Source organism: Streptomyces sp. RerS4 (assembly GCF_023515955.1).
Taxonomy (GTDB): domain Bacteria; phylum Actinomycetota; class Actinomycetes; order Streptomycetales; family Streptomycetaceae; genus Streptomyces.
Genome location: NZ_CP097322.1, coordinates 3,164,907 through 3,183,020, shown reverse-complemented (window position 1 = coordinate 3,183,020; position 18,114 = coordinate 3,164,907). Strand labels below are relative to the sequence as shown.

The following is an 18,114-nucleotide window of genomic DNA, read 5'->3' as shown; positions in this document are numbered from 1 at the left end:
TCCGGTGTGGGGGTGGTGAGGAGAAGGGGTGTGAGGAGAAGGGGTGGTGAGGAGAAGGTAGTGACCGACCGGTCGGCATGTGCCTGACCGGACCGCTCACCTTTCCTGACCCCGAATCCCCACACCGCCCGCCGCGCCGCCAACGCCCCCCTACGCCCCCGAAGCGATCCGGTACGCCCCCGGCGTCGTCCCCGTCCAGCGGCGGAACGCCCGGTGGAAGGCGGTGTCCTCCGAGAAGCCGAGCCGGGTGGCGAGTTCCGCGATCGGCTCCCGGCCCTCCGCGAGGCCCGCGATGGCCGCGTCCCGCCGCACCTGGTCCTTCAGGCGCTGGAAGGAGGTGCCCTCCCCCTGGAGCCGGCGCCGCAACGTCGCCGGCGACACCGCCAGCCGGGCCGCCACCTCCCCCAGCTCCGGCAGCCGCGGCGCGTCCCGCAGCCCGTGCGTCAGGGTGCGGCGTACCTGCTCGGCGACCGTGGTCCCGTACGCGGGGCGGGCCAGCAGGTCGAACGGGGCCCGGCGCAGCAGCGCGTCGAGCGCGGCCTCGTCCCGTACGAGCGGCGCGGTCAGGCAGCGCGCGTCGAAGACCGCGCCCGTGCGGTCGGCGCCGAACCGCACCGGACAGTCGAACAGCGTCGCGTACTCGTCCGCGTGCGGCGGCGCGGGGTAGGCGAAGGCGGTGTGGGAGAGCGGGACGCGCCGGCCGATCAGCCAACTGCTCAGCCGGTGCCAGATCGCGAGCACGCACTCGCTGAGGAACCGTTCCTCGTCCCCGTCGAAGGCGTTGCGGACGGTGAACCGCGCCTCGGCGCCGTCCACTTCGAGCGTCAACTCCGGCCCGCCCGGGAACAGCCCGTAGAAGACGGCGGCCCGCTCGGTCGCCGCCCGCAGGTCCCGGCAGCCGAGCGAGGCGTGGCACATCATCGCGAAGGTTCCCGGCCGGCTGGGCTGCGCCGACAGGCCGAGGAACTCGTCGCGCGTCGTGCGGTACAGGGCCCGGAACAGCCGCGCGAACTGCGCCGGGGTGACGCGCGCCCGGTCGTCGCCGAGCAACAGCGGCGGGATCTGCGCCTCTTGGAGCAGCGGCACCGGATCGACGCCGGCGCGCCGCACGCCCGCGAGGACGGCCCGTACGTGGTGCACGGTGACGGTCGTCCGTGCCCTGTCGGTCGAAACGGCGCTCCCCGCGGCCCTGTCCATGCGTTCGACGGTAGCCCCAATGAGCGCCGGGGTCAGCGGTGTTGACGCCTCCGGCCATACCGCCGGCTTCGCGGGGCTGCCTAGCCTCGTGGGTCACCTACTCCGGGAGGGGCACCATGGACGCTCGACCGCGTGACGCTCGTCGACCGCGCACGTCGGCGGAGTTCACCCAATGGACCGAGGAGCGGTACGGGCCGCACACCGCCCTGCGTTTCCGCGCCCCGGAGGGCGGTTGGCGGACCCGGACCTACGCGGAACTCGGCGCGGCCTCCCGCCACGCGGGACGGCTGCTGCTCGGCCTGGGCGTGGCCGCCGGGGAACGCGTCGCGGTGCTCGCGGAGACCCGGCCCGAGTGGACGTACACGCACTTCGGGATCCTGGCGGCGGGGTCCGTCCTGGTGCCGGTGTACCCGACGGCGGGGGAGGAGGAGGTGGCCTGGGTGCTGTCCGACTCCGCGGCGGTGGTGGCCGTCTGCGAGGACGCCGCCCAGGCCGCCCGGGTCGAGGCGCTGCGGCCGAAGCTGCCGGCGCTGAGGGCGATCGTGCGCATGGACGAGATGTACGGCGGCCCCGCCCGCGAAGCCGAGGCCCACCGCGACGCCGATGACGCCCGCGAAGCCGAGGCCGCGCGCGACGCCGATGACGCCCGCGACGCCGATGCCGCCCTCGACACCGCACTGGCCGCGCGGGCCGCCTCCGTGACCGAGGACATGGACGCCGCGATCGTCTACACCTCCGGCACCACCGGCCCGCCCAAGGGCTGTCGCCTCACCCACCGCAATCTCGCGGCCGTCCAGGACGCGATCTTCCCGCTGGTCAAGGGCGGGCCGGGGGATTCGACGTACCTGTACCTGCCGTTGGCCCACATGCTGGCGCAGCTGATCCAGTTCACCACCCTCCTGGAGGGCGGCGAGCTCTGCTACTTCGGCGGCCGGGTGGAGGACGTGGTGGCCGAACTGGCCGAGGCCCGCCCCACCCTGCTGCCGTCCGTGCCCCGCCTGTTCGAGAAGGTCCACGCGGTGGTGCGGGGCCTCGCGGAGGGGCAGGGCGAAGACGGGCGGGAACGGTTCGAGGAAGCCGTACGGATCGGCGTACTCGCGGCGGACGGCGCCCTGCCCGAGGAACTGCGCCCCGCGTGGGAGGCGGCGGAGGCCTCCCTGTACTCCCTGGTGCGGGCCGCCTTCGGGGGCCGGCTGCGGTGGGCGTCGACCGGTGGCGCCCCCATCGACCCCGCCGCCATGGACTTCCTGCGCGCCTGCGGGATACACGTCTTCGAGGGCTACGGGATGACCGAGTCGGGCGGGCTGCTCAGCGCCAACCACCCCGACGCCGTCCGGTACGGCACCGTGGGCCGGCCCGTCCGCGACTGCGAGATCCGCATCGCCGCCGACGGGGAGGTGCTGGCGCGCGGCCCCATGGTCTTCCCCGGCTACCACGCCAACCCGGCGGCCACCGCCGAGGTCCTCGACCCCGAGGGCTGGCTGCACACCGGCGACCTGGGCGAACTCGACGGCGACGGCTTCCTGCGCATCACCGGTCGCAAGAAGGAGCTGATCATCACCTCGGCGGGGAAGAACATCACCCCCAGCGAGGTCGAGTTCGCGGTGCGCGCCGCCTCCCGCTACGTGTCGCGCGCGATCCTGATCGGCGACCGCCGCCCGCACCCCGTCGCCCTGATCGCGTTGGACGCCGACGAGATCACCGCCTGGGCCGCCCGCGAGGGCCTCGACGTGGGCCCCTCGCCGGCCGCGCACCCGGCGGTCCGCGCCCTGGTGGCCGAAGCCGTGGCCGCCGCCAACGCCACCGTCTCCCGCCCGGCCCGCGTCCGCGCCTTCCACATCCTCGCCGAGGACCTCTCCATCGACGCGGGCACCCTCACCCCGACCCTCAAGCCCCGCCGCGCGGAAGTCGCCCGCCGCTACGCCGCCGAGATCGAGGCGCTCTACGCCTGACGAGGGCCGGCACAGGGGCGTCCGGGCCCACGGTTGAATGGGTGCCATGACCCCCTGGAAGGCCCGCTGGAGCCGGCCGCCCGCCACACCACCGCGCTACGTCGTCACCGCCGAGGCCCCGGCGGCCCCCGGTGAGGATCCGGACGGGCGGCTCATCGGCGTCCCGTACGCGTACGGGTACGAGGTCCTGGCGCAGTGCGCGGCCGTGGAAGGCCTGTTCGCCGAGCCGCCGGCGCCCCCGAGGGAGGAACTCGTCCTCTTCGGGTGCGCCCCGGAGGGCGTCCTGCGCGACGCCGTCGACGGCAAGGACGGTGGCCGGGCGGGCCACGTACGGCTCGACGTCAGCCTCGGCGGCGAGCGGATCCGGGACTGGAGCTACCTGCTGCACGACCTGGTCGTCACCGATCGGCAACCCAGTCCCGAGGATCCCGGCCTCGTCGACGTGGCCGTCGAGGCGGGCGTCGAGGCACCGGACTGGTCCTTCGGTAGCCCGTCCGCGTCCCGCCAGGAGCAGATGACGTACACCCTGTACGACGAGTCCTCGTACGACGAGTCCTCCGGCGAGGTGGTCCCCTACGGCACCTGCGCCGCCGTTCCGGGTCTGTTCGCCGGGCCGGTCGACCGCTCCGGCATCCGCGAACGCCCCGACGTGCTGCGGCTGCTCGGCTGCGAGCCGGGCACCCTGTCGCGCCGGACCGGGTGGGGGAGGGCGGAGCTCCTCGCGATCGACCGGACGGGTCGGGTGATGACCGGACGAGACCTCTCCGTGCACGTCACCGACGAGCGGCCGTCCACCCTGGGCGACGGTCTGCTCGACGTGACGCTCACCGGCCGGATCAAGGACCGCCCGCTCCCGGCGGCCCGGCCCCTGTGGCAGGCGTGGGAGCGCGGGCGTCCCACCGCGCCCGGCCTGTGGGCGCGGTTCCCCGACGAGCTGCACGGCGAGTGGCTCGACCTCGCCGTGCCCCACGTCGGCGAGGACCGGCAGGGCGGCGCGTACCACCTCGACGGCCGCTCCGTGACCGGTTGGCGCGCCCTGCACTGCGCGCTCGGGGAGGCCGTCAACGGACCCGGCGGCTACTACGGCCGCTGCTGGAACTCCCTCTTCGACGCCCTGAGCGGCGGCTTCGGCGCCACCCCGCCCTTCACCCTCGTCTGGCACGACTACGAAGCCACGCGCCGGGCCCTCGCCGACGGCTCGGACGCGTCGGACGCGTCCTACGCCGACGAGGTGCTCGGCCGGCTGCGCGCCTTCGGCGTGCGCGTCGAGGTGCGCTGACCGGTCGGCGGCGCGCCTACCGCAGGGCCCGACCCAGCCGGGTCAGGCCCTCGGCTATCTCCTGCGGGGTGTGCGTGGTGAAGGACAGGCGCAGGGTGCGCGGGTCCGGGGTGCCCGAGTGGAAGGGGGCGCCGGGCACGTAGGCCACGTCGTGCGCGAGGGCGGACTTCAGCCGCTCCGTCGCGTCGTACCCCTCGGGGAGTCGGGCCCAGACGAACATGCCGCCCTCGGGGCGGTTCCACTCCGAGCCGGCCGGGAGCGCCCCGTCGAGTCCGGCCAGGAGGGCGTCGCGGCGGGCCCGGTAGGCCTGCCGGACGCGGGCGATGTGCGCGTCGAGGTCGTGGGCGGTGAGGTAGTGGGCGGCGGCCAGTTGGTCGACCGTCGAGGTGTGCAGGTCGGCCGCCTGCTTGGCGACCACCGCCGCGCGCCGCAGCGCGGCCGGGGCGCGCAGCCAACCCAGGCGCAGGCCGGGGGCCATCACCTTGGAGAAGCTGCCCAGCAGGGCGGTGCGGTCCTCGGCGCCCGGGTGCGCGGCGATCCACGGCTGCTCGGAGCCCTCGTAGCGCAGGTCCCCGTACGGGTCGTCCTCGACGAGCCACAGCCCGAGGCGGGCCGCGATACGGGCCACCTCGGCGCGGCGGGCGCCGGGCAGGGTGCGGCCGGTCGGGTTCTGGAACGTCGGCACCGTGTACAGCAGCTTCGGCCGCTCCCGCGCGACGGCCTCGGCGAGGGCGTCGGGCAGCAGCCCCTCCCCGTCGCAGGGCACGGCGACGACGCGGGCTCCGGCCAGGGCGAAGCACTGGAGGGCGGCCAGGTAGGTCGGGTTCTCCACGAGCACCGTGTCGCCCGGCTCGACGAGCGTGGCGGCGAGGAGGGTCAGGCCCTGCTGCGAGCCGGTGGTGACGAGGACGTCGTCCGCCGTGGTGGCCAGGCCCCGGGCGCCCGCCCGGACGGCGACGGCCTCGCGCAGCTCCGGGGTGCCCTCGGTGGTGGAGTACTGGAGGGCGCGGGCGGAGCCGGCGCCGCCCAGGGTGGCGTCGTAGGCGGCGCGCAGTCCGGCGGTGTCGAAGAGTTCCGGGGCGGGCAGGCCGCCGGCGAAGGAGATCACCCCGGGGCGCTCGGTGAGGGCCAGGATCTCGCGTACGGGGGAACCGCCGACGGCGGTCGCGCGGGCGGCGAAGGCGGGCGGGGCGGCGACGGGTGCGAGGGGCATGGGGGCTCCTTCGGGACGGCGGGTGGCCGCAGCCTAACGGCGAAAGGTGCAGACAGCACCTACCTGTCCACGGACCGAACGCCGCCCGCCCCCTCCCCATCTGACGAAGCATCAGCTAAACCGGTGCCATGACGACAACAGAGGGACAGGGGCGGCGACGCGGCGCCGAGGACGCGCCGGCCCATGACACCCGGGTCGATGACTACGGCGCCCTGGCCGCGGTCGGACCGTACGGCGTGCGCCCCGGCCACGCGCTGATCACGATGGTGGAACCGCACCCGGGCCACGAGTACGCGTACAACCGCTGGTACGAGGACGACCACTACTACGCCGGCGCCATGGCCATGCCCTGGATGTACGCCGGCCGCCGCTGGGTCGCCACCCGCGAACTCCAGGACCTGCGCTATCCGGAGAAGTCGGCGGTCGCCCAGCCCGTCCGCGCGGGCTGCTACCTCTCCACGTACTGGGTGACCGAGGGCCGCTACGACGAACACATGAAGTGGACGGTCGGCATCAACAAGCGCCTGAACCGTGACGCGCGCGTCTACCAGGACCGCACCCACGTCTTCACGGCCTTCCAGGACCGCGAGGCGACCGTCTACCGCGACGGCGCCGCCGGCCCCCGCGACTTCCACGCCCTCGACCACCCCTACGCCGGGCTCGTCCTCCAGGTCGTCGACACCGACGGACCCGAGCGGCGGGCGGAGCTGCTCGAATGGCTGCGCTCCCGGTCCCTGCCGAAGCGGCTGAACGGTTCACCGGCCGCGATGGTGACCATCTTCCGGCCGACGCCGCTGCCCGGAGACCGGATGACCTACGTCAAGCAGGTCGAGGGGGTGGACACCCGCCTCACGCTGCTCTGGTTCCTCGAAGCCGACCCGCGCACCTGTTGGGACCGCTTCCAGGGGATGGACGCGGAGGTGGCGGAGGCCGGGCTCGGCAGGGTGGAGCTGGTGGCGCCGTTCATTCCGACGATCCCGGGTACGGACCGTTACGTGGACCAGCTGCGTTGAAAGCCGTAGCCGGCCCGCCTGGCGGTCGGGCCGGCTACGACGAAGCCACTTGCGCGATCCCTGTGGAGAGGGCCGAGCCCCCTCGGCCAGGACGGCGGGCCGGTCGAGAGGGCTCCAACGGTGGTGATGTGGGGGGTGACGTTCAGACGAGGCGGTTCGGCCGGCCCTCGGTGACGCCGGTGACCCCGGTGACGAAGGCGGACCAGGAACCCGGCGCGAAGGTGAGGGACGGGCCGTCCTGCACCTTCGAGTCGCGGACAGCGACGGCCTCCATGACGGGGGACTTGACCTCGACGCACGCTCCGTTTCCGCCGGAGTAGGAGGACTTGGTCCAGTTGTCCGTGGCGCCCTGACGAATAGCCATGATGTTCTCCGGTTCAGCGAGTAGTTCCGGTTGCGCCCGCCGGACCCATCCCCGGCTGACGTGACCGAAGCTACCCGCACCTCTCGATGGGTGACGGAGGCATTCACTCGACCGGGTGGCATATTCCATTCAGGCCTTCTGTGGCCGGGGAATGACGGTGTACGGTGCCTGCCCCCTACGCCTCGCCCCTTACGCCTCGCCCCTTACGCCTCGCCCCTTACGCCTCGCCCCTTACGCCTCGCCTCTTACGCCTTGCCCGCGTACTGGTCGATGATCTCGGAGATGAACTGCCGGGTCTGGTCGACGTTGAGCGCCTGGGCGCGCAGGTGCTCGTACATCACGCTGTACTTCTGGACGTCGTTGGCCTTCTCCAGGTACAGGTCGCTCGTGACGCCCTCGATGTAGACCACCGTCGAGTCCGAGGCGTCCGGGAACTCCAGGATCGCGTACTGGCCGTTGACCCCCGGATGCGCACCCATCGAGAACGGCATCACCTGCACGGTGATGTACGGCTGCTCCGACTGCTCTATCAAGTACTGCAGCTGCCGGATCATCAACTGCGGGTCGCCGACGTGCCGCCGTAGGGCGGCCTCGTCGATCACCGCCCACAGGCGCAGCGGCCCGACCTCCGGGTTGTTGTTGTCCGTCTCGGACAGCCGCTTCTGGCGGTGCATCCGGACCTGGACCCGCTTTTCGACGTCGGCGGGCGCCGTCTCCGGCAGCGCGCCGCGGATCAGGGCCTGGGCGTACTCGGGGGTCTGGAGGAACCCGGGAACCATCTGGGGTTCGTAGGTGCGCAGGCTGGCGGCGTCCGTCTCCAGGCCGATGTAGACGCTGTACGGGATGTCGCCGAATGCGTGCCACCAGCCCTGCTGGCGCGAATCCTTGGCCATCTGCATGAGCGAGTCCACGAGTCGGGGATCCTCCACCTCGTACACCTCGCACAGGTCCCGGACGTCACGCTGGCTGATGGAACGGCGGCCGTTCTCCAGGCGGCTGATCTTCGACTGGGAGACGAGGAGGCGCTCGGCGACCTGCTCGGCCGTCATGCCCTTGTCCTCACGGAGCTTGCGCAACTCCATGCCCAGTCGGCGGCGTCGGACGGTGGGATTGACATTGGACGCCACGGGAACGGCACCTCCGCCTTCTTCTGTCGCTGTCTCGCTGCGTGTCTGATGTTCAGCAGACTGCCACCGAAGAGTGCGATAGCGCTGGGGAACGGGAAATCGGCCCCCCGAGTGCGCGGACGTGCGAACGCGCGGGCGTGCGGGCGTGCGAACGCGCGGGGAGGTGGGACCGGTGAACCGGCCCCACCTCCCCGCGCGCGGGTGGTGATCGCTCTTCGGTGGATCAGTGCGCGGCGGCGCGGGCCATGGCACCCGTCCGACGCGGCTGCATCGGAACGCCGATGCCACCGCCACCGCCACCGCTGCTCGCCGTCGCCCGCGCCGGCGGCTGGGCCGTGGCGCGGTCGCGGCGGGGCTGCGCCGCCACACCGTTCTGGACGTCCATGACGGCGTGCGCCACGAGACCGCCCATCGGGTCGTGCCGGATCAGGTCCCGCAGCCGGGACCTGGACGAACGCCCCTCATTGCCGGGGTACAGATGCTTGCCGAGTCCGACCGCGTGGGCCAGGGCGGCGAGCGCCGCGGTCCGCGGGTCCGGCGGTACGCCGGTGCGGATCGCACTGTCGAGCCGGGCACGGATCTCCCGGCTGATCGCCGTATCGGTCGCCTGGTAGCGAGTCGTCGGCAGCACCCCGCACATCTGGCCCGCGACGGCATGGACCATGCCGCAACGCTCCAGGTGCGCGAGGTAGATCTGACGGAGCCCCAGTCGGGGTCCGCCGATCCAGTGGACCGCCCGAACCGGGCTGCCGCGCCTGCGCAGCAGTTCCAGTGCGGAGTCCAAAGTCGGATCTCCTGTCGGCCGTGGCATCACCACGGCGATACGATCCCCGTCAGGGGCTATCCGTCCTGCCAGAGCCAGCTCCACTAGCTGTGCCCCGGCCAGGCCGAGGTCGAGCGACTGCGGCTGCGCCGTGGTACCCGTGGCCGGGTCCAAGGCGAGCAGCAGAAGCTCCTCCGGAATTGTTCTGCGGCTCCTGCCCATCCATGCCTCCCCGCGTGGATGAGTGACAGGGTGACGCCTCTCACATTCATCTGTCGAGAGTGCCTGGCCGCTTTGTGGGGGAACCGGCAGCTATGTCGTTCTCGTCTAGCGGTTGGGCGATGCCCCCTAGACGGGACACTGTTAGACGGTTCGGACAGTGACCGGACGGCGATCGAGGAGGAACGGTGGCGGGCGAGTCCCCCGACAAGTCGGTAGATGAAGGAGCGTCGGGGGCGACGGAGTCCTCCGCGGAACAGGACCCGAGGCTCTCGGTCTTCCAGCCGCCCCGACGCCGCGACCCGCTGAAGGAAGCGGTGGCGGCCTGGGTGGCGACGACCGAAGCGGAAGCCGACGCGGATTCCGACGCGGAGCCGGACGCCGGCACCGTCCCGGAGTCGTCCTCCGGTCGGGTGGTCCGCCAGCCCGAAGGCCCGGACCCGCGTACGCCGGATTCCGCTTCCACCCCGGAACCGAACGGGTCGCCGTCGCACCCGAAGGATTCCGCTTCCCCGAAGCCCGCCACGTCCGCAGCCACCGACCCCGAGCGCACCACGGCATTCCGCGCGATCAAGCCGACGCCGGCCGTCCGGAGCACGGACGAGCCGGACGCACCCGCCGAGGCGGACGCGGCTGACGCGCCTGCCGCCTCCAAGCCCGCTGCCGAGACGGCGGCTGCGGAGAAGCCGGACCCGGCTGTCCGGACCGCGGACAAGTCGGACGCGCCCGCCGAGGCGGATGCCGGTAAGAAGCCGGCCGCCGACGGCGAACGCACGGCTGTCTTCCGCGCGGTCAAGCCCGCCTCGGCGGCGTCGACCGCCGCCAAGCCGGACGCGTCGAAGCCGGCTTCGTCGAGTGCCGACAAGCCGGACGCGCTTGACGCGTCGAAGTCCGCTCCGGCCGCGCCGAGCGGCGACGAGTCCGGCGCAGCCGATCCGCGTGCCGCCTCCAAGCCCGCTGCGGACGCCGGGAAGAAGCCGGGCGGGGCCGCACCGGCCGACTCGCCGTCGTCGGAGGCGGGAGGCGAGGAGCAGTCGGCCGACAGCGAGCGCACGGCTGTCTTCCGCGCGGTCAAGCCCGCCTCGGCGTCGACCGCCGACGAGCCCGACGCGTCGAAGCCGGCTTCGGCCACGCCGAGCGCCGACAAGTCCGGCGCAGCCGATCCGCGTGCCGCCGCCAAGCCCGCTGCGGACGCCGGGAAGAAGCCGGGCGCGGCCGCACCGGCCGACTCGCCGTCGTCGGAGGCGGGAGGCGAGGAGCAGTCGGCCGACAGCGAGCGCACGGCTGTCTTCCGCGCGGTCAAGCCCGCCTCGGCGTCGACCGCCGACGAGCCCGACGCGTCGAAGCCGGCTTCGGCCACGCCGAGCGGTGACAAGCCCGGCGCAGCCGATCCGCGCGGCGCCGCCAAGCCCGCTGCGGACGCCGAGAAGCCGGCCGCCGACGGTGAGCGCACGACCGGGTTCGGTGCGGCGAAGCCGGGCGCGGCCGCACCGGCCGACTCGCCGTCGTCGGAGGCGGGAGGCGAGGAGCAGTCGGCCGACAGCGAGCGCACGGCTGTCTTCCGCGCGGTCAAGCCGGCCTCGGCGGCGTCGACTGCCGCCAAGCCGGACGCGTCGAAGCCGGCTTCGGCCGCGCCGAGCGCCGACAAGCCCGGCGCAGCCGACCCCGCCAAGCCCGCCGCCGACAGCGAGCGCACGGCGGTGTTCCGTACGGTCAAGCCCGGGGCGGCTGCCGACCCGCGGGCCGCCGGAGCGGCCGGAGACGAAAGTGCGCGTTCCGCTTCCCGGGACGGGGAGCCTCCGAAGCCCGCCGAGCCGGCGCCGAAGCCCGCCTCCGGTTCCGCGTCGGCGGAGGAGTCCGACAGCGAGCGCACCGCCGCGTTCCGCGCCGTCAAGCCGGGCGGGCGCACCCCCAGCACCTTCGTACCCCTGCGCGGGGAAGAGGAGAGGTCGGCCCCGCCGAAGCCCGCACCCAGGCCCACACCGGCCCCGGCCCCGGCCCCGGCCCCACCCCGCATCGACCCCAGCGAGCGCACCACCCAGCAGCCGCTGCCCCCCAGGCCGCCGCTCGACATGCTGGCGGACCTCACCAACAACCCGCCCCCGCCGCCCACACCCCTGCGCACCGCGCTGCGCCGGGTCAAGATCTACGCCCCGATCGTGCTGCTCCTGGCGATCGTGCTGGCCGTCGTACAGCTGGTGCGCCCGCTGCCCGCGCCGAAGCTCGTGCTGACCGCGCAGTCCTCGTACGCCTTCCCCGGCGGCAAGCCGGACCTGCCCTGGCCGACCGAGGGGCAGGCCTCCATGGCCGCCGCCGGCCTCGGCACGATCGGCAGCTCCGGCGAGCAGAAGCCGGTGCCGATCGCGAGCGTCACGAAGTCGATGACGGCGTACATCATCCTGCGCGACCACCCCTTCAAGAAGGGGGAGAAGGGCGCGATGATCGACGTCGACAAGACCGCCGAGATCGAGGGCCAGAAGGACAAGTCCGACAACGAGTCGACCCTCAACACCGTCAAGGAGGGCGACAAGATCTCGGAGTACGACGCGGTCGCCGCCCTCATGATCCCGTCAGCCAACAACATCGCGCGGCTGCTCGCGCGGTGGGACTCCGGTTCCCAGGAGGCGTTCGTCAAGAAGATGAACGACACCGCCAAGGAACTCGGCATGACCAACACCACCTACACCGACCCCTCCGGCCTGGACGCGACCACGGTCAGCACCGCCGAGGACCAGGTGAAGCTGGGCCTGAAGATCGTCGAGATCGACGCGCTGGTGGACATCACCCGCAAGCCGAACTGGGTCGACCCCTCGGGCAAGAACTGGCCGAACTGGAACCGTCTCGTCCCGTTCAACGACTCCCTCGGCATCAAGACCGGTACGACGACCAAGGCCGGCGGAAACCTCCTCTTCGCCGCGCAGAAGAAGGTCGGCGACACCAACCAGCTGATCGTCGGCGCCGTCCTCGGCCAGCACAAGCCGCCGATCATCGACAGCGTCATCGCGGCGAGCCGGACGCTGCTGATCGCCACGCAGAAGGAGATCCAGGGCGCCCCGATCGTCAAGAAGGGCGCGGTCGTCGGCTACGTCGACGACGGCCTCGGTGGCCACACCCCGGTCGTCGCGACCGCCGACGTCCAGGCGGTCGGTTGGCCCTCCCTGACCGTCCAGGTCAAGCTGGGTGACGGCGGTACGCGGATCCCGGAGACGGCCAAGGCCGGGACGCAGGTCGGCGTGATGACCGTCGGCGAGGGCGCCAGTCAGGTGAAGGTGCCCGTGGCGCTCAAGGGCGAGCTGTCCGCGCCGAGCATCGGCGGCAAGCTGACCCGGATCGGCTGACCGCAGGAGCGCTACGGCGCCCCGGGCAACCCCGGGGCGCCGCGGCGCGTCTAGTGAGCCGGGATCCGTAAGCCGTCAGGCTGTAGGCCATAGGCCGTAGGTCGGGAGAGAGCGTCGGTTGTGACCACAGCTGAGCGGCAGCACCACCAGGACAACGGCGACCGGCCGTCGGACCGCGCTGCCGCCCCCGAGGCCCCTGAGGCCGGCGCGGGATCACCCACCACCCGGACGCTCGCCCTCGCGCACCGGCACCCCGTCGCCGTCGCGACCGCCCTCGCCGCCGTCCTGCACGTCGTCTGGTTCTACGCCTTCGCCAACAGCGGCGGCGACCTCGCCGCCCAGGACGCGTGGGCCGAGTTCGTCGGCCGGCACCCCGACACCGCGTACAACCTCGCCTGGTACGGGGGCATGCACCCCGTCTCGTACAGCGTGATCTCCCCGTACCTCATGCACATGCTGGGCGTACGGACCACGATGATGATCGCCGGCACCGGCTCGGCCGCCCTCCTCGCGCTGATCCTCACCCGCTGCCGCGGCGCCGTCCGGCGTCCCCTGTGGCCGGCCCTGGCCGGGGTCTACGGGCTGTTCTGCAACGCCCTCTCCGGCCGGGTGACCTTCGGCCTCGGCGTGCTGTTCGCGCTCGGCGCCGTCGCCGCCGTCTTCTGTTGGCCGCGCCGCCGGTTCCGGCACCGCTGGGCCAAGGCGACCGTCGCCGTGCCGCTCGCCGCCCTGGCCACCGCCGCGAGCCCCGTCGCGGGGCTCTTCCTCGGGGTGGTCGCCGCCGCGCTGTTCCTGAGCGGGCGGCGGCCGGGGGCGTACGTCCTGGGGCTGCCGCCGGCGGCCGTCGTCGGCCTGTCGGCCTGGCTGTTCCCCTTCTCGGGAACCCAGCCGATGAAGCTGGGCTCGGCCTGGCTGCCGTTCGTCTTCGGGCTGGCCGTCGCCTTCCTCGTGCCGAAGGCCTGGCGCACGGTCCGCGTCGCCGCCGTCGTGTACACCCTCGGCGTCTTCCTGACCTGGGCGATCGACTCCCAGGTCGGCTCGAACGTCACCCGGCTCGTCATGCTCTTCGGCGGCGCGGCCCTCTTCGCCGCCCTGCCGTACGCGGCCCCGCGCACGCGGCGGCGGCACGCGCTGGTGATCGCGTGCGTCGGCCTGACCGCCTGGATCACCACCAACAGCATCACCGACATCGTGCGCACCACCCCCGTGGCCGCCTGGAACCGCGAGCTGGCCCCGCTGATCGACCAGCTGAAGAAGGCGGGCGCCGACCGGGGTCGGGTCGAGGTGGTCCCGGCCAGCAGCCACCGCGAATCCTCGGCCTTCCCGGCGTACGTCAACCTCGCGCGCGGCTGGAACCGCCAGGCCGACCTGGAACGCAACCCGCTCTTCTACGACGACACCCTCACCGAGGACAGCTACCGGGCCTGGCTGGAGCGCTGGGCCGTGCACTACGTCGTGCTCCCTGCCGACAAACCCGACTCGGGCGGCGTGTCGGAGGCGAAGCTCGTGCGCGCGGGGCTCCCGTACCTCCAGCAGGTGTGGGGCGACGAGAACTGGCAGCTGTTCCGGGTGGTCGACCCGACGAACCTGGTGTCCGGGCCCGCGAGCGTGGTGCGGGCCGGCGCCGACCGGCTGGTCATCGACGTACGCGAACCCGGGCGGGTGCTCGTGCGGATCCCGCACTCGCCGTGGCTGGGGCTGGTGGACGCGGCGGGGAAGGCCGTACCGCCCCCGCAGGAGACGTTCGCGTCGAAGGCGCGCGGGCCGGCGGCGGTGCCGAAGGACTACGCGAATACGTCCGGGTGCCTCTTCAAGGCGGCCCCCGACGCCTCCGGCGACGTCTGGACGGAGCTGCTGGCCCCGGCGCCCGGCGAGTACCGGGTCTCCGCGAAGTACCAGCTCCCCCGGGGTACGCCCTGCCAGGAGGAGCTGGTCAACGCCACCCTGGGCACCCCCGAGCGCCCCACTCCGCCGCGCCCTTGATCACCATTCTTTACGCGCCTCCCGGGTGCGGTGCCCGGGATGTCTGCATACGATCCCAGTAGTCCGATTGGGTGCTTCCCTAGGGAGTTGACGACGGGATGAGCAAAGAGCAGAGGCAGGACGTCCGCGCGGTGATCGCGAAGGCGACGGAACAAGTCCAGTCGCCGCGCCCGCCGGGTCACGGCTTCGACGGTCCGGTCCGCAGCAAGGTCAAGGGCGGCGTCCACACGAAGGCGGACCTGAAGCGCGCCGGTACCCCCCAGGGCGACCGGATCGGCGAACGAAGCCGAGGCCTGAGCTGACGGCGCCCCCCGCCGACCCGGCCATGGCGATCTCCGCCCTCCCGGCCCGCCGGGAGGGCTCTCGCATCCCGCCGCCCGACACCCGAACAACCGTTACACGGCCCCACCGCACCGACAACGTGATCCTCTACGCCGACCTCGTCGCCTGAAACGCCAAAGGCCCCGGACCGTATGACCGGTCCGGGGCCTGTACGACGGTGCCCCCGGCAGGATTCGAACCTGCGACACCCGCTTTAGGAGAGCGGTGCTCTATCCCCTGAGCTACGAAGGCGCTGGGCCGCCGGTGAGGGCGGTCCAGGGGACAGGGTAGCGGATCGGGGGCGGGCTTCGTGGTGGGGTTTTGGGGGGAGGGGGTGGCGTTACACGGCCATGGGGGTGTGGAGTTCCACCGTGAGTTCGATCTCCACCGGGGCGTTCAGGGGAAGGGACGTCACGCCCACCGCGCTGCGGGCGTGGATGCCGGCGTCGCCGAAGGCGGTGCCCAGCAGTTCGCTCGCGCCGTTGATCACGCCCGGCTGGCCGGTGAAGTCCGGGGCGCTCGCCACGTAGCCGACCACCTTGACCACCCGCCGGACGGCGGACAGGTCCCCCGCCACGGAGGCGATGGCGGCGAGGGCGTTGAGCGCGCACAGCCGGGCGAGCGTGTGGGCCTGTTCCGGGGTGACGTCCGTGCCCACCTTGCCGGTCAGCGCGAGGACGCCGTCCACGGCGGGCAGTTGGCCGGAGGTGTGGACGTAGTGGCCGCTCAGCACGGCCGGTACGTAGACGCCGAGCGGAGCGGTGGTGGTCGGCAGCTTCAGTCCGGCCTCGGCGAGGCGTTCCTCGGGGGTGACGGGGGTGGCGGTCACGGTGGTTCCTCCGGAGGGAAGGGTGAGGGGGAAGGGCCTGAGGAAAGGGGAATGGGTCAGTGGTTTGACCATGCCCGGCTTCCGTCGGTGAAGCCGCCCAAAAGCCTCCTCCACCCGGGTGAAGAGGCCGAAAGCCCCGGCCCATCCGGGCCCCGTCCGGCCCCCGTCGGGCCCCCGTCCGGCCCCGCCCCCTCACGGCCGCGTCACGCGCACCTGGTAGCTCCCGCCCCGCAGCTCGCCGAGCACCGCGACGCTGATGCCCGACTTATCGTCCGTGAAGGTCTCGCCCGGCCGGAACGGCGCGTCCGACAGCTCGGCGTGCACGTTCGGCCGCCGCGTGCAGCCGCCGCTCGCGACCGCGCTGTCCGTCACCGTCACCGGCCCCTGCCCGGTGTCCACCTCCGAGTCGACCTTGTAGATGAGCACCCCGGGCTTGCACACGGCCTCGTCGTTCCCCGCCGGCGTACGGACCTCCACCGCGAACCCGGCGCTCTGCGACGTCGGGATGAACACCAGCTTCGTGCCGCCCTCCACGGCCAGTGGCGACAGCACGTGGTCGCTGACGCCCGGCTTGGAGGCGCAGCCGATCTGCTCCCCGTCGAGCCAGCCCAGCTTCCACTTGTGCCAGCCGAGGAGGTCGTTGTTGGCGCCCCAGTCCTCGCTCATGATGTCCCAGTGCCCGACCGCGCCGCCCCCGTCGGAGGTGTACAGGTCGGGCAGGCCGAAGACGTGTCCGTTCTCGTGGGGCAGCACCCGGTAGCCGGTCTCCCGGTAGGTGCCGGAGCCGTCGTCCTGCCGGCTGTAGACGAACGACGTGTTGGCGAGCGGCACGCCGTCGGCCATCGGCGCCTCGCTGTTGCCGGAGAAGGTCACCGACAGGACGGTGTCGAGGGCGGAGGGTCCGGCGTTCGGCGTGACCAGGATGTTGATGAGGTCGTACCGGCTGAAGTCGACCTCGGGGTCGGCGGCCTTCGCGATGTGCTCGACGAGCCGCCGGTACCCGGGCTCGTACGGGGAGCCGCGCTCGATCCCGTACGCCGCGAAGGGCATCGGCATCCGCAGCCAGGACCGTATCGGCGCCTCGGCGCGGTAGGTGAGCCGCCCGTAGGAGCTCGTGCGAAACCAGTCGGAGGTCTGGGGGAAGAACTCCGCCAACCGGTCCAGGGCCGTGCCCTCGCCCTTGGCGTCGGGGAAGTCGATCATCAGGTTCAGCGCGCGGACCTCGCCCGTCGAACGCGAGTACCCGGCCGGGGTCGGCAGGCCCTCGGACATCTGGACGCCCATGGTCCCGGAGATGCGGCACGGCGCGAGCACCGACTCGGCGGACGTCGCCACGGGGCCGGCGGCCGACTGGCTCCGCCCGGATATCCCGCTGCCGGCGGTGGCGGTGACGCCGAGGGCCAGTGCGGTCAGGCCGATGTACGCGCCGGCGCGGTGGGGTCTGCGTATCCGGTGGCGGGTCTGCGGCATGGAGATCGCCTTCGGGTCCGCGGCAGCCGGCCGGGTCCGGACTGCGCTCTGTTCGCCCACCCTCTGTCGGCCGCGACACGCCCGCGCGTCGAAAGCGGCCAAATGGGATGAATAAGGACCGCCCCCGCCTTTTTTTGTGACCCACGTCACGCTCACGAGTGAAATAAGCGGGGATCCGTTCCCCGTTTGCAAGAGAGTCCCCACGAAACGGGGACCGACCCCCCGGTTCACACGGGTCGAAGCCGGAACCACGGCCGGAACCGCAGCCGGCCCCGTACGACCGTCCGCCCAGGGAGGCCCCGGAATGAAGAGCCCCAGCCGCACGCTCGCGCCCGCCCCCCGGGGTGGCGTGGACCTCGTGGGCCCCGCTCCCACCCGGACGTCGAAGCCGCGCGCCGACGCGGTGCGCAACCGCGAGCGGATCCTCGTGGCGGCCCGCGAGATGTTCGTGGAGTTCGGCTCTCAGGCCCCCCTCGACGAGATCGCCCGCCGGGCCGGCATCGGCAACGCCACCCTCTACCGCCACTTCCCCGACCGGGCCACCCTCGTGCACCACGTGGTGCTGTACGTCATGGACCGGGTCACCGCCCTCGCCGAGGACTCCCTCACCCGGGAGCCCGACGCCTTCGCCGCCCTCTGTCACTTCACCCACACCGCCGCCGACGAGCGGATCGGCGCCCTGTGCCCGATGCTCTCCGACGGCTTCGACCGCGACCACCCCGAACTCCTCGCCTCCCGCGAGGCATTGGCGGTGGCCGTGGAGGCCCTCCTCGCCGCCGGGCAGAACGGCGGCCTGGTGCGCACCGACATCGGCGTGGGCGACCTGATGATCGCGCTCTCCCAGCTCAGCCGCCCGCTGCCGGGCAGCGCCTGCCCGGAGGCGGACCGGTTCGCCCACCGCCACCTCCAGCTCTTCCTCGACGGACTGCGGGCCCCGGCCCGCTCCGAACTGCCGGGTTCCGCCGCAACGTTGGACGACCTGCGCCGCGGCGCCGGCGCCGGCCGGCCGTAGCGCCGTCACGCCGTAAAAACCCCTCTCTTCCTCA

General features: G+C 72.9%; 15 protein-coding genes and 1 tRNA gene. 8 read left to right on the top strand and 8 right to left on the bottom strand.

All coding sequences use genetic code 11. The annotated features are described in order from the left end of the window. Nucleotides 1-150: 150 nt before the first annotated feature. Nucleotides 151-1,197, bottom strand: a complete 1,047-nt coding sequence (locus tag M4D82_RS14505) for an AraC family transcriptional regulator (protein WP_249766449.1) — start codon at nt 1,195-1,197, stop codon at nt 151-153. A gap of 116 nt (nt 1,198-1,313) precedes the next feature. Here M4D82_RS14505 and M4D82_RS14500 point away from each other — a divergent pair, with 116 nt between their 5' ends. After that, nucleotides 1,314-3,149: an AMP-dependent synthetase/ligase gene (locus M4D82_RS14500; RefSeq protein ID WP_249766448.1), complete on the top strand. Its 1,836-nt coding sequence runs from the start codon at nt 1,314-1,316 to the stop codon at nt 3,147-3,149. 46 nt (nt 3,150-3,195) lie between these two features. Further along, nucleotides 3,196-4,428 carry a barstar family protein gene (locus M4D82_RS14495; protein WP_249766447.1) on the top strand — a complete coding sequence of 411 codons (1,233 nt, stop codon included), beginning with the start codon at nt 3,196-3,198 and terminating at the stop codon, nt 4,426-4,428. Nucleotides 4,429-4,444: 16 nt separating this feature from the next. Here M4D82_RS14495 and M4D82_RS14490 read toward each other — a convergent pair whose 3' ends face one another. After that, a complete protein-coding gene (locus M4D82_RS14490; protein WP_249766446.1) occupies nt 4,445-5,641 on the bottom strand; it encodes an aminotransferase-like domain-containing protein in 1,197 nt (398 codons plus the stop codon). Nucleotides 5,642-5,769: 128 nt separating this feature from the next. On the opposite strand from M4D82_RS14490, the gene M4D82_RS14485 reads away from it, so the two are divergent. Next, nucleotides 5,770-6,654 carry a hypothetical protein gene (locus tag M4D82_RS14485; RefSeq protein WP_249766445.1) on the top strand — a complete coding sequence of 295 codons (885 nt, stop codon included), beginning with the start codon at nt 5,770-5,772 and terminating at the stop codon, nt 6,652-6,654. Between the two features lie 142 nt (nt 6,655-6,796). Here the strand turns inward: M4D82_RS14485 and M4D82_RS14480 are convergent, their stop codons facing one another. The 3 genes from M4D82_RS14480 to M4D82_RS14470 form a co-directional block, all read right to left on the bottom strand. After that, a complete protein-coding gene (locus tag M4D82_RS14480; RefSeq protein WP_249766444.1) occupies nt 6,797-7,018 on the bottom strand; it encodes a DUF397 domain-containing protein in 222 nt (73 codons plus the stop codon). Between the two features lie 245 nt (nt 7,019-7,263). Then, nucleotides 7,264-8,145 (bottom strand): helix-turn-helix domain-containing protein, encoded by an 882-nt coding sequence (locus M4D82_RS14475; RefSeq protein WP_249766443.1) that lies wholly within the window; start codon nt 8,143-8,145, stop codon nt 7,264-7,266. A gap of 223 nt (nt 8,146-8,368) precedes the next feature. Then, complete coding sequence (locus tag M4D82_RS14470) at nt 8,369-9,130, bottom strand: GOLPH3/VPS74 family protein (RefSeq protein ID WP_249766442.1); 762 nt, start codon at nt 9,128-9,130, stop codon at nt 8,369-8,371. A gap of 185 nt (nt 9,131-9,315) precedes the next feature. On the opposite strand from M4D82_RS14470, the gene M4D82_RS14465 reads away from it, so the two are divergent. The 4 genes from M4D82_RS14465 to M4D82_RS34065 all read left to right on the top strand — a co-directional run bounded on the left by M4D82_RS14465 (nt 9,316) and on the right by M4D82_RS34065 (nt 14,899). Continuing rightward, nucleotides 9,316-12,465, top strand: a complete 3,150-nt coding sequence (locus tag M4D82_RS14465; protein ID WP_249766441.1) for a hypothetical protein — start codon at nt 9,316-9,318, stop codon at nt 12,463-12,465. Nucleotides 12,466-12,585: 120 nt separating this feature from the next. After that, nucleotides 12,586-14,448, top strand: a complete 1,863-nt coding sequence (locus M4D82_RS14460; protein WP_502988927.1) for a DUF8823 domain-containing protein — start codon at nt 12,586-12,588, stop codon at nt 14,446-14,448. A gap of 98 nt (nt 14,449-14,546) precedes the next feature. Further along, entirely contained in the window at nt 14,547-14,750 is a 204-nt protein-coding gene (locus M4D82_RS14455) for a hypothetical protein (RefSeq protein WP_249766440.1), read from the top strand. A gap of 23 nt (nt 14,751-14,773) precedes the next feature. Continuing rightward, nucleotides 14,774-14,899, top strand: a complete 126-nt coding sequence (locus tag M4D82_RS34065; protein WP_283844476.1) for a hypothetical protein — start codon at nt 14,774-14,776, stop codon at nt 14,897-14,899. A 49-nt stretch (nt 14,900-14,948) separates the two neighbouring features. Here M4D82_RS34065 and M4D82_RS14450 read toward each other — a convergent pair. The 3 genes from M4D82_RS14450 to M4D82_RS14440 all read right to left on the bottom strand — a co-directional run bounded on the left by M4D82_RS14450 (nt 14,949) and on the right by M4D82_RS14440 (nt 17,068). Next, nucleotides 14,949-15,021, bottom strand: a tRNA-Arg gene (locus M4D82_RS14450). An 88-nt stretch (nt 15,022-15,109) separates the two neighbouring features. Next, a complete protein-coding gene (locus M4D82_RS14445) occupies nt 15,110-15,598 on the bottom strand; it encodes a RidA family protein (protein ID WP_249766439.1) in 489 nt (162 codons plus the stop codon). 192 nt (nt 15,599-15,790) lie between these two features. Further along, nucleotides 15,791-17,068 carry a M6 family metalloprotease domain-containing protein gene (locus M4D82_RS14440; RefSeq protein ID WP_249766438.1) on the bottom strand — a complete coding sequence of 426 codons (1,278 nt, stop codon included), beginning with the start codon at nt 17,066-17,068 and terminating at the stop codon, nt 15,791-15,793. A gap of 304 nt (nt 17,069-17,372) precedes the next feature. Here M4D82_RS14440 and M4D82_RS14435 point away from each other — a divergent pair, with 304 nt between their 5' ends. Further along, nucleotides 17,373-18,080: a TetR/AcrR family transcriptional regulator gene (locus M4D82_RS14435; RefSeq protein WP_249766437.1), complete on the top strand. Its 708-nt coding sequence runs from the start codon at nt 17,373-17,375 to the stop codon at nt 18,078-18,080. The last annotated feature ends 34 nt before the right edge of the window (nt 18,081-18,114 follow it).

Bases quoted from the DNA above. Each gene is read 5' to 3' on its own strand.
- M4D82_RS14500 (WP_249766448.1), top strand. From the start codon at position 1,314: ATGGACGCTCGACCGCGTGACGCTCGTCGACCGCGCACGTCGGCGGAG.
- M4D82_RS14505 (WP_249766449.1), bottom strand. From the start codon at position 1,197: ATGGACAGGGCCGCGGGGAGCGCCGTTTCGACCGACAGGGCACGGACG.
- M4D82_RS14485 (WP_249766445.1), top strand. From the start codon at position 5,770: ATGACGACAACAGAGGGACAGGGGCGGCGACGCGGCGCCGAGGACGCG.
- M4D82_RS14470 (WP_249766442.1), bottom strand. From the start codon at position 9,130: ATGGGCAGGAGCCGCAGAACAATTCCGGAGGAGCTTCTGCTGCTCGCC.
- M4D82_RS14435 (WP_249766437.1), top strand. From the start codon at position 17,373: ATGAAGAGCCCCAGCCGCACGCTCGCGCCCGCCCCCCGGGGTGGCGTG.
- M4D82_RS14480 (WP_249766444.1), bottom strand. From the start codon at position 7,018: ATGGCTATTCGTCAGGGCGCCACGGACAACTGGACCAAGTCCTCCTAC.
- M4D82_RS14440 (WP_249766438.1), bottom strand. From the start codon at position 17,068: ATGCCGCAGACCCGCCACCGGATACGCAGACCCCACCGCGCCGGCGCG.
- M4D82_RS14490 (WP_249766446.1), bottom strand. From the start codon at position 5,641: ATGCCCCTCGCACCCGTCGCCGCCCCGCCCGCCTTCGCCGCCCGCGCG.
- M4D82_RS14495 (WP_249766447.1), top strand. From the start codon at position 3,196: ATGACCCCCTGGAAGGCCCGCTGGAGCCGGCCGCCCGCCACACCACCG.
- M4D82_RS34065 (WP_283844476.1), top strand. From the start codon at position 14,774: ATGGCGATCTCCGCCCTCCCGGCCCGCCGGGAGGGCTCTCGCATCCCG.
- M4D82_RS14455 (WP_249766440.1), top strand. From the start codon at position 14,547: ATGAGCAAAGAGCAGAGGCAGGACGTCCGCGCGGTGATCGCGAAGGCG.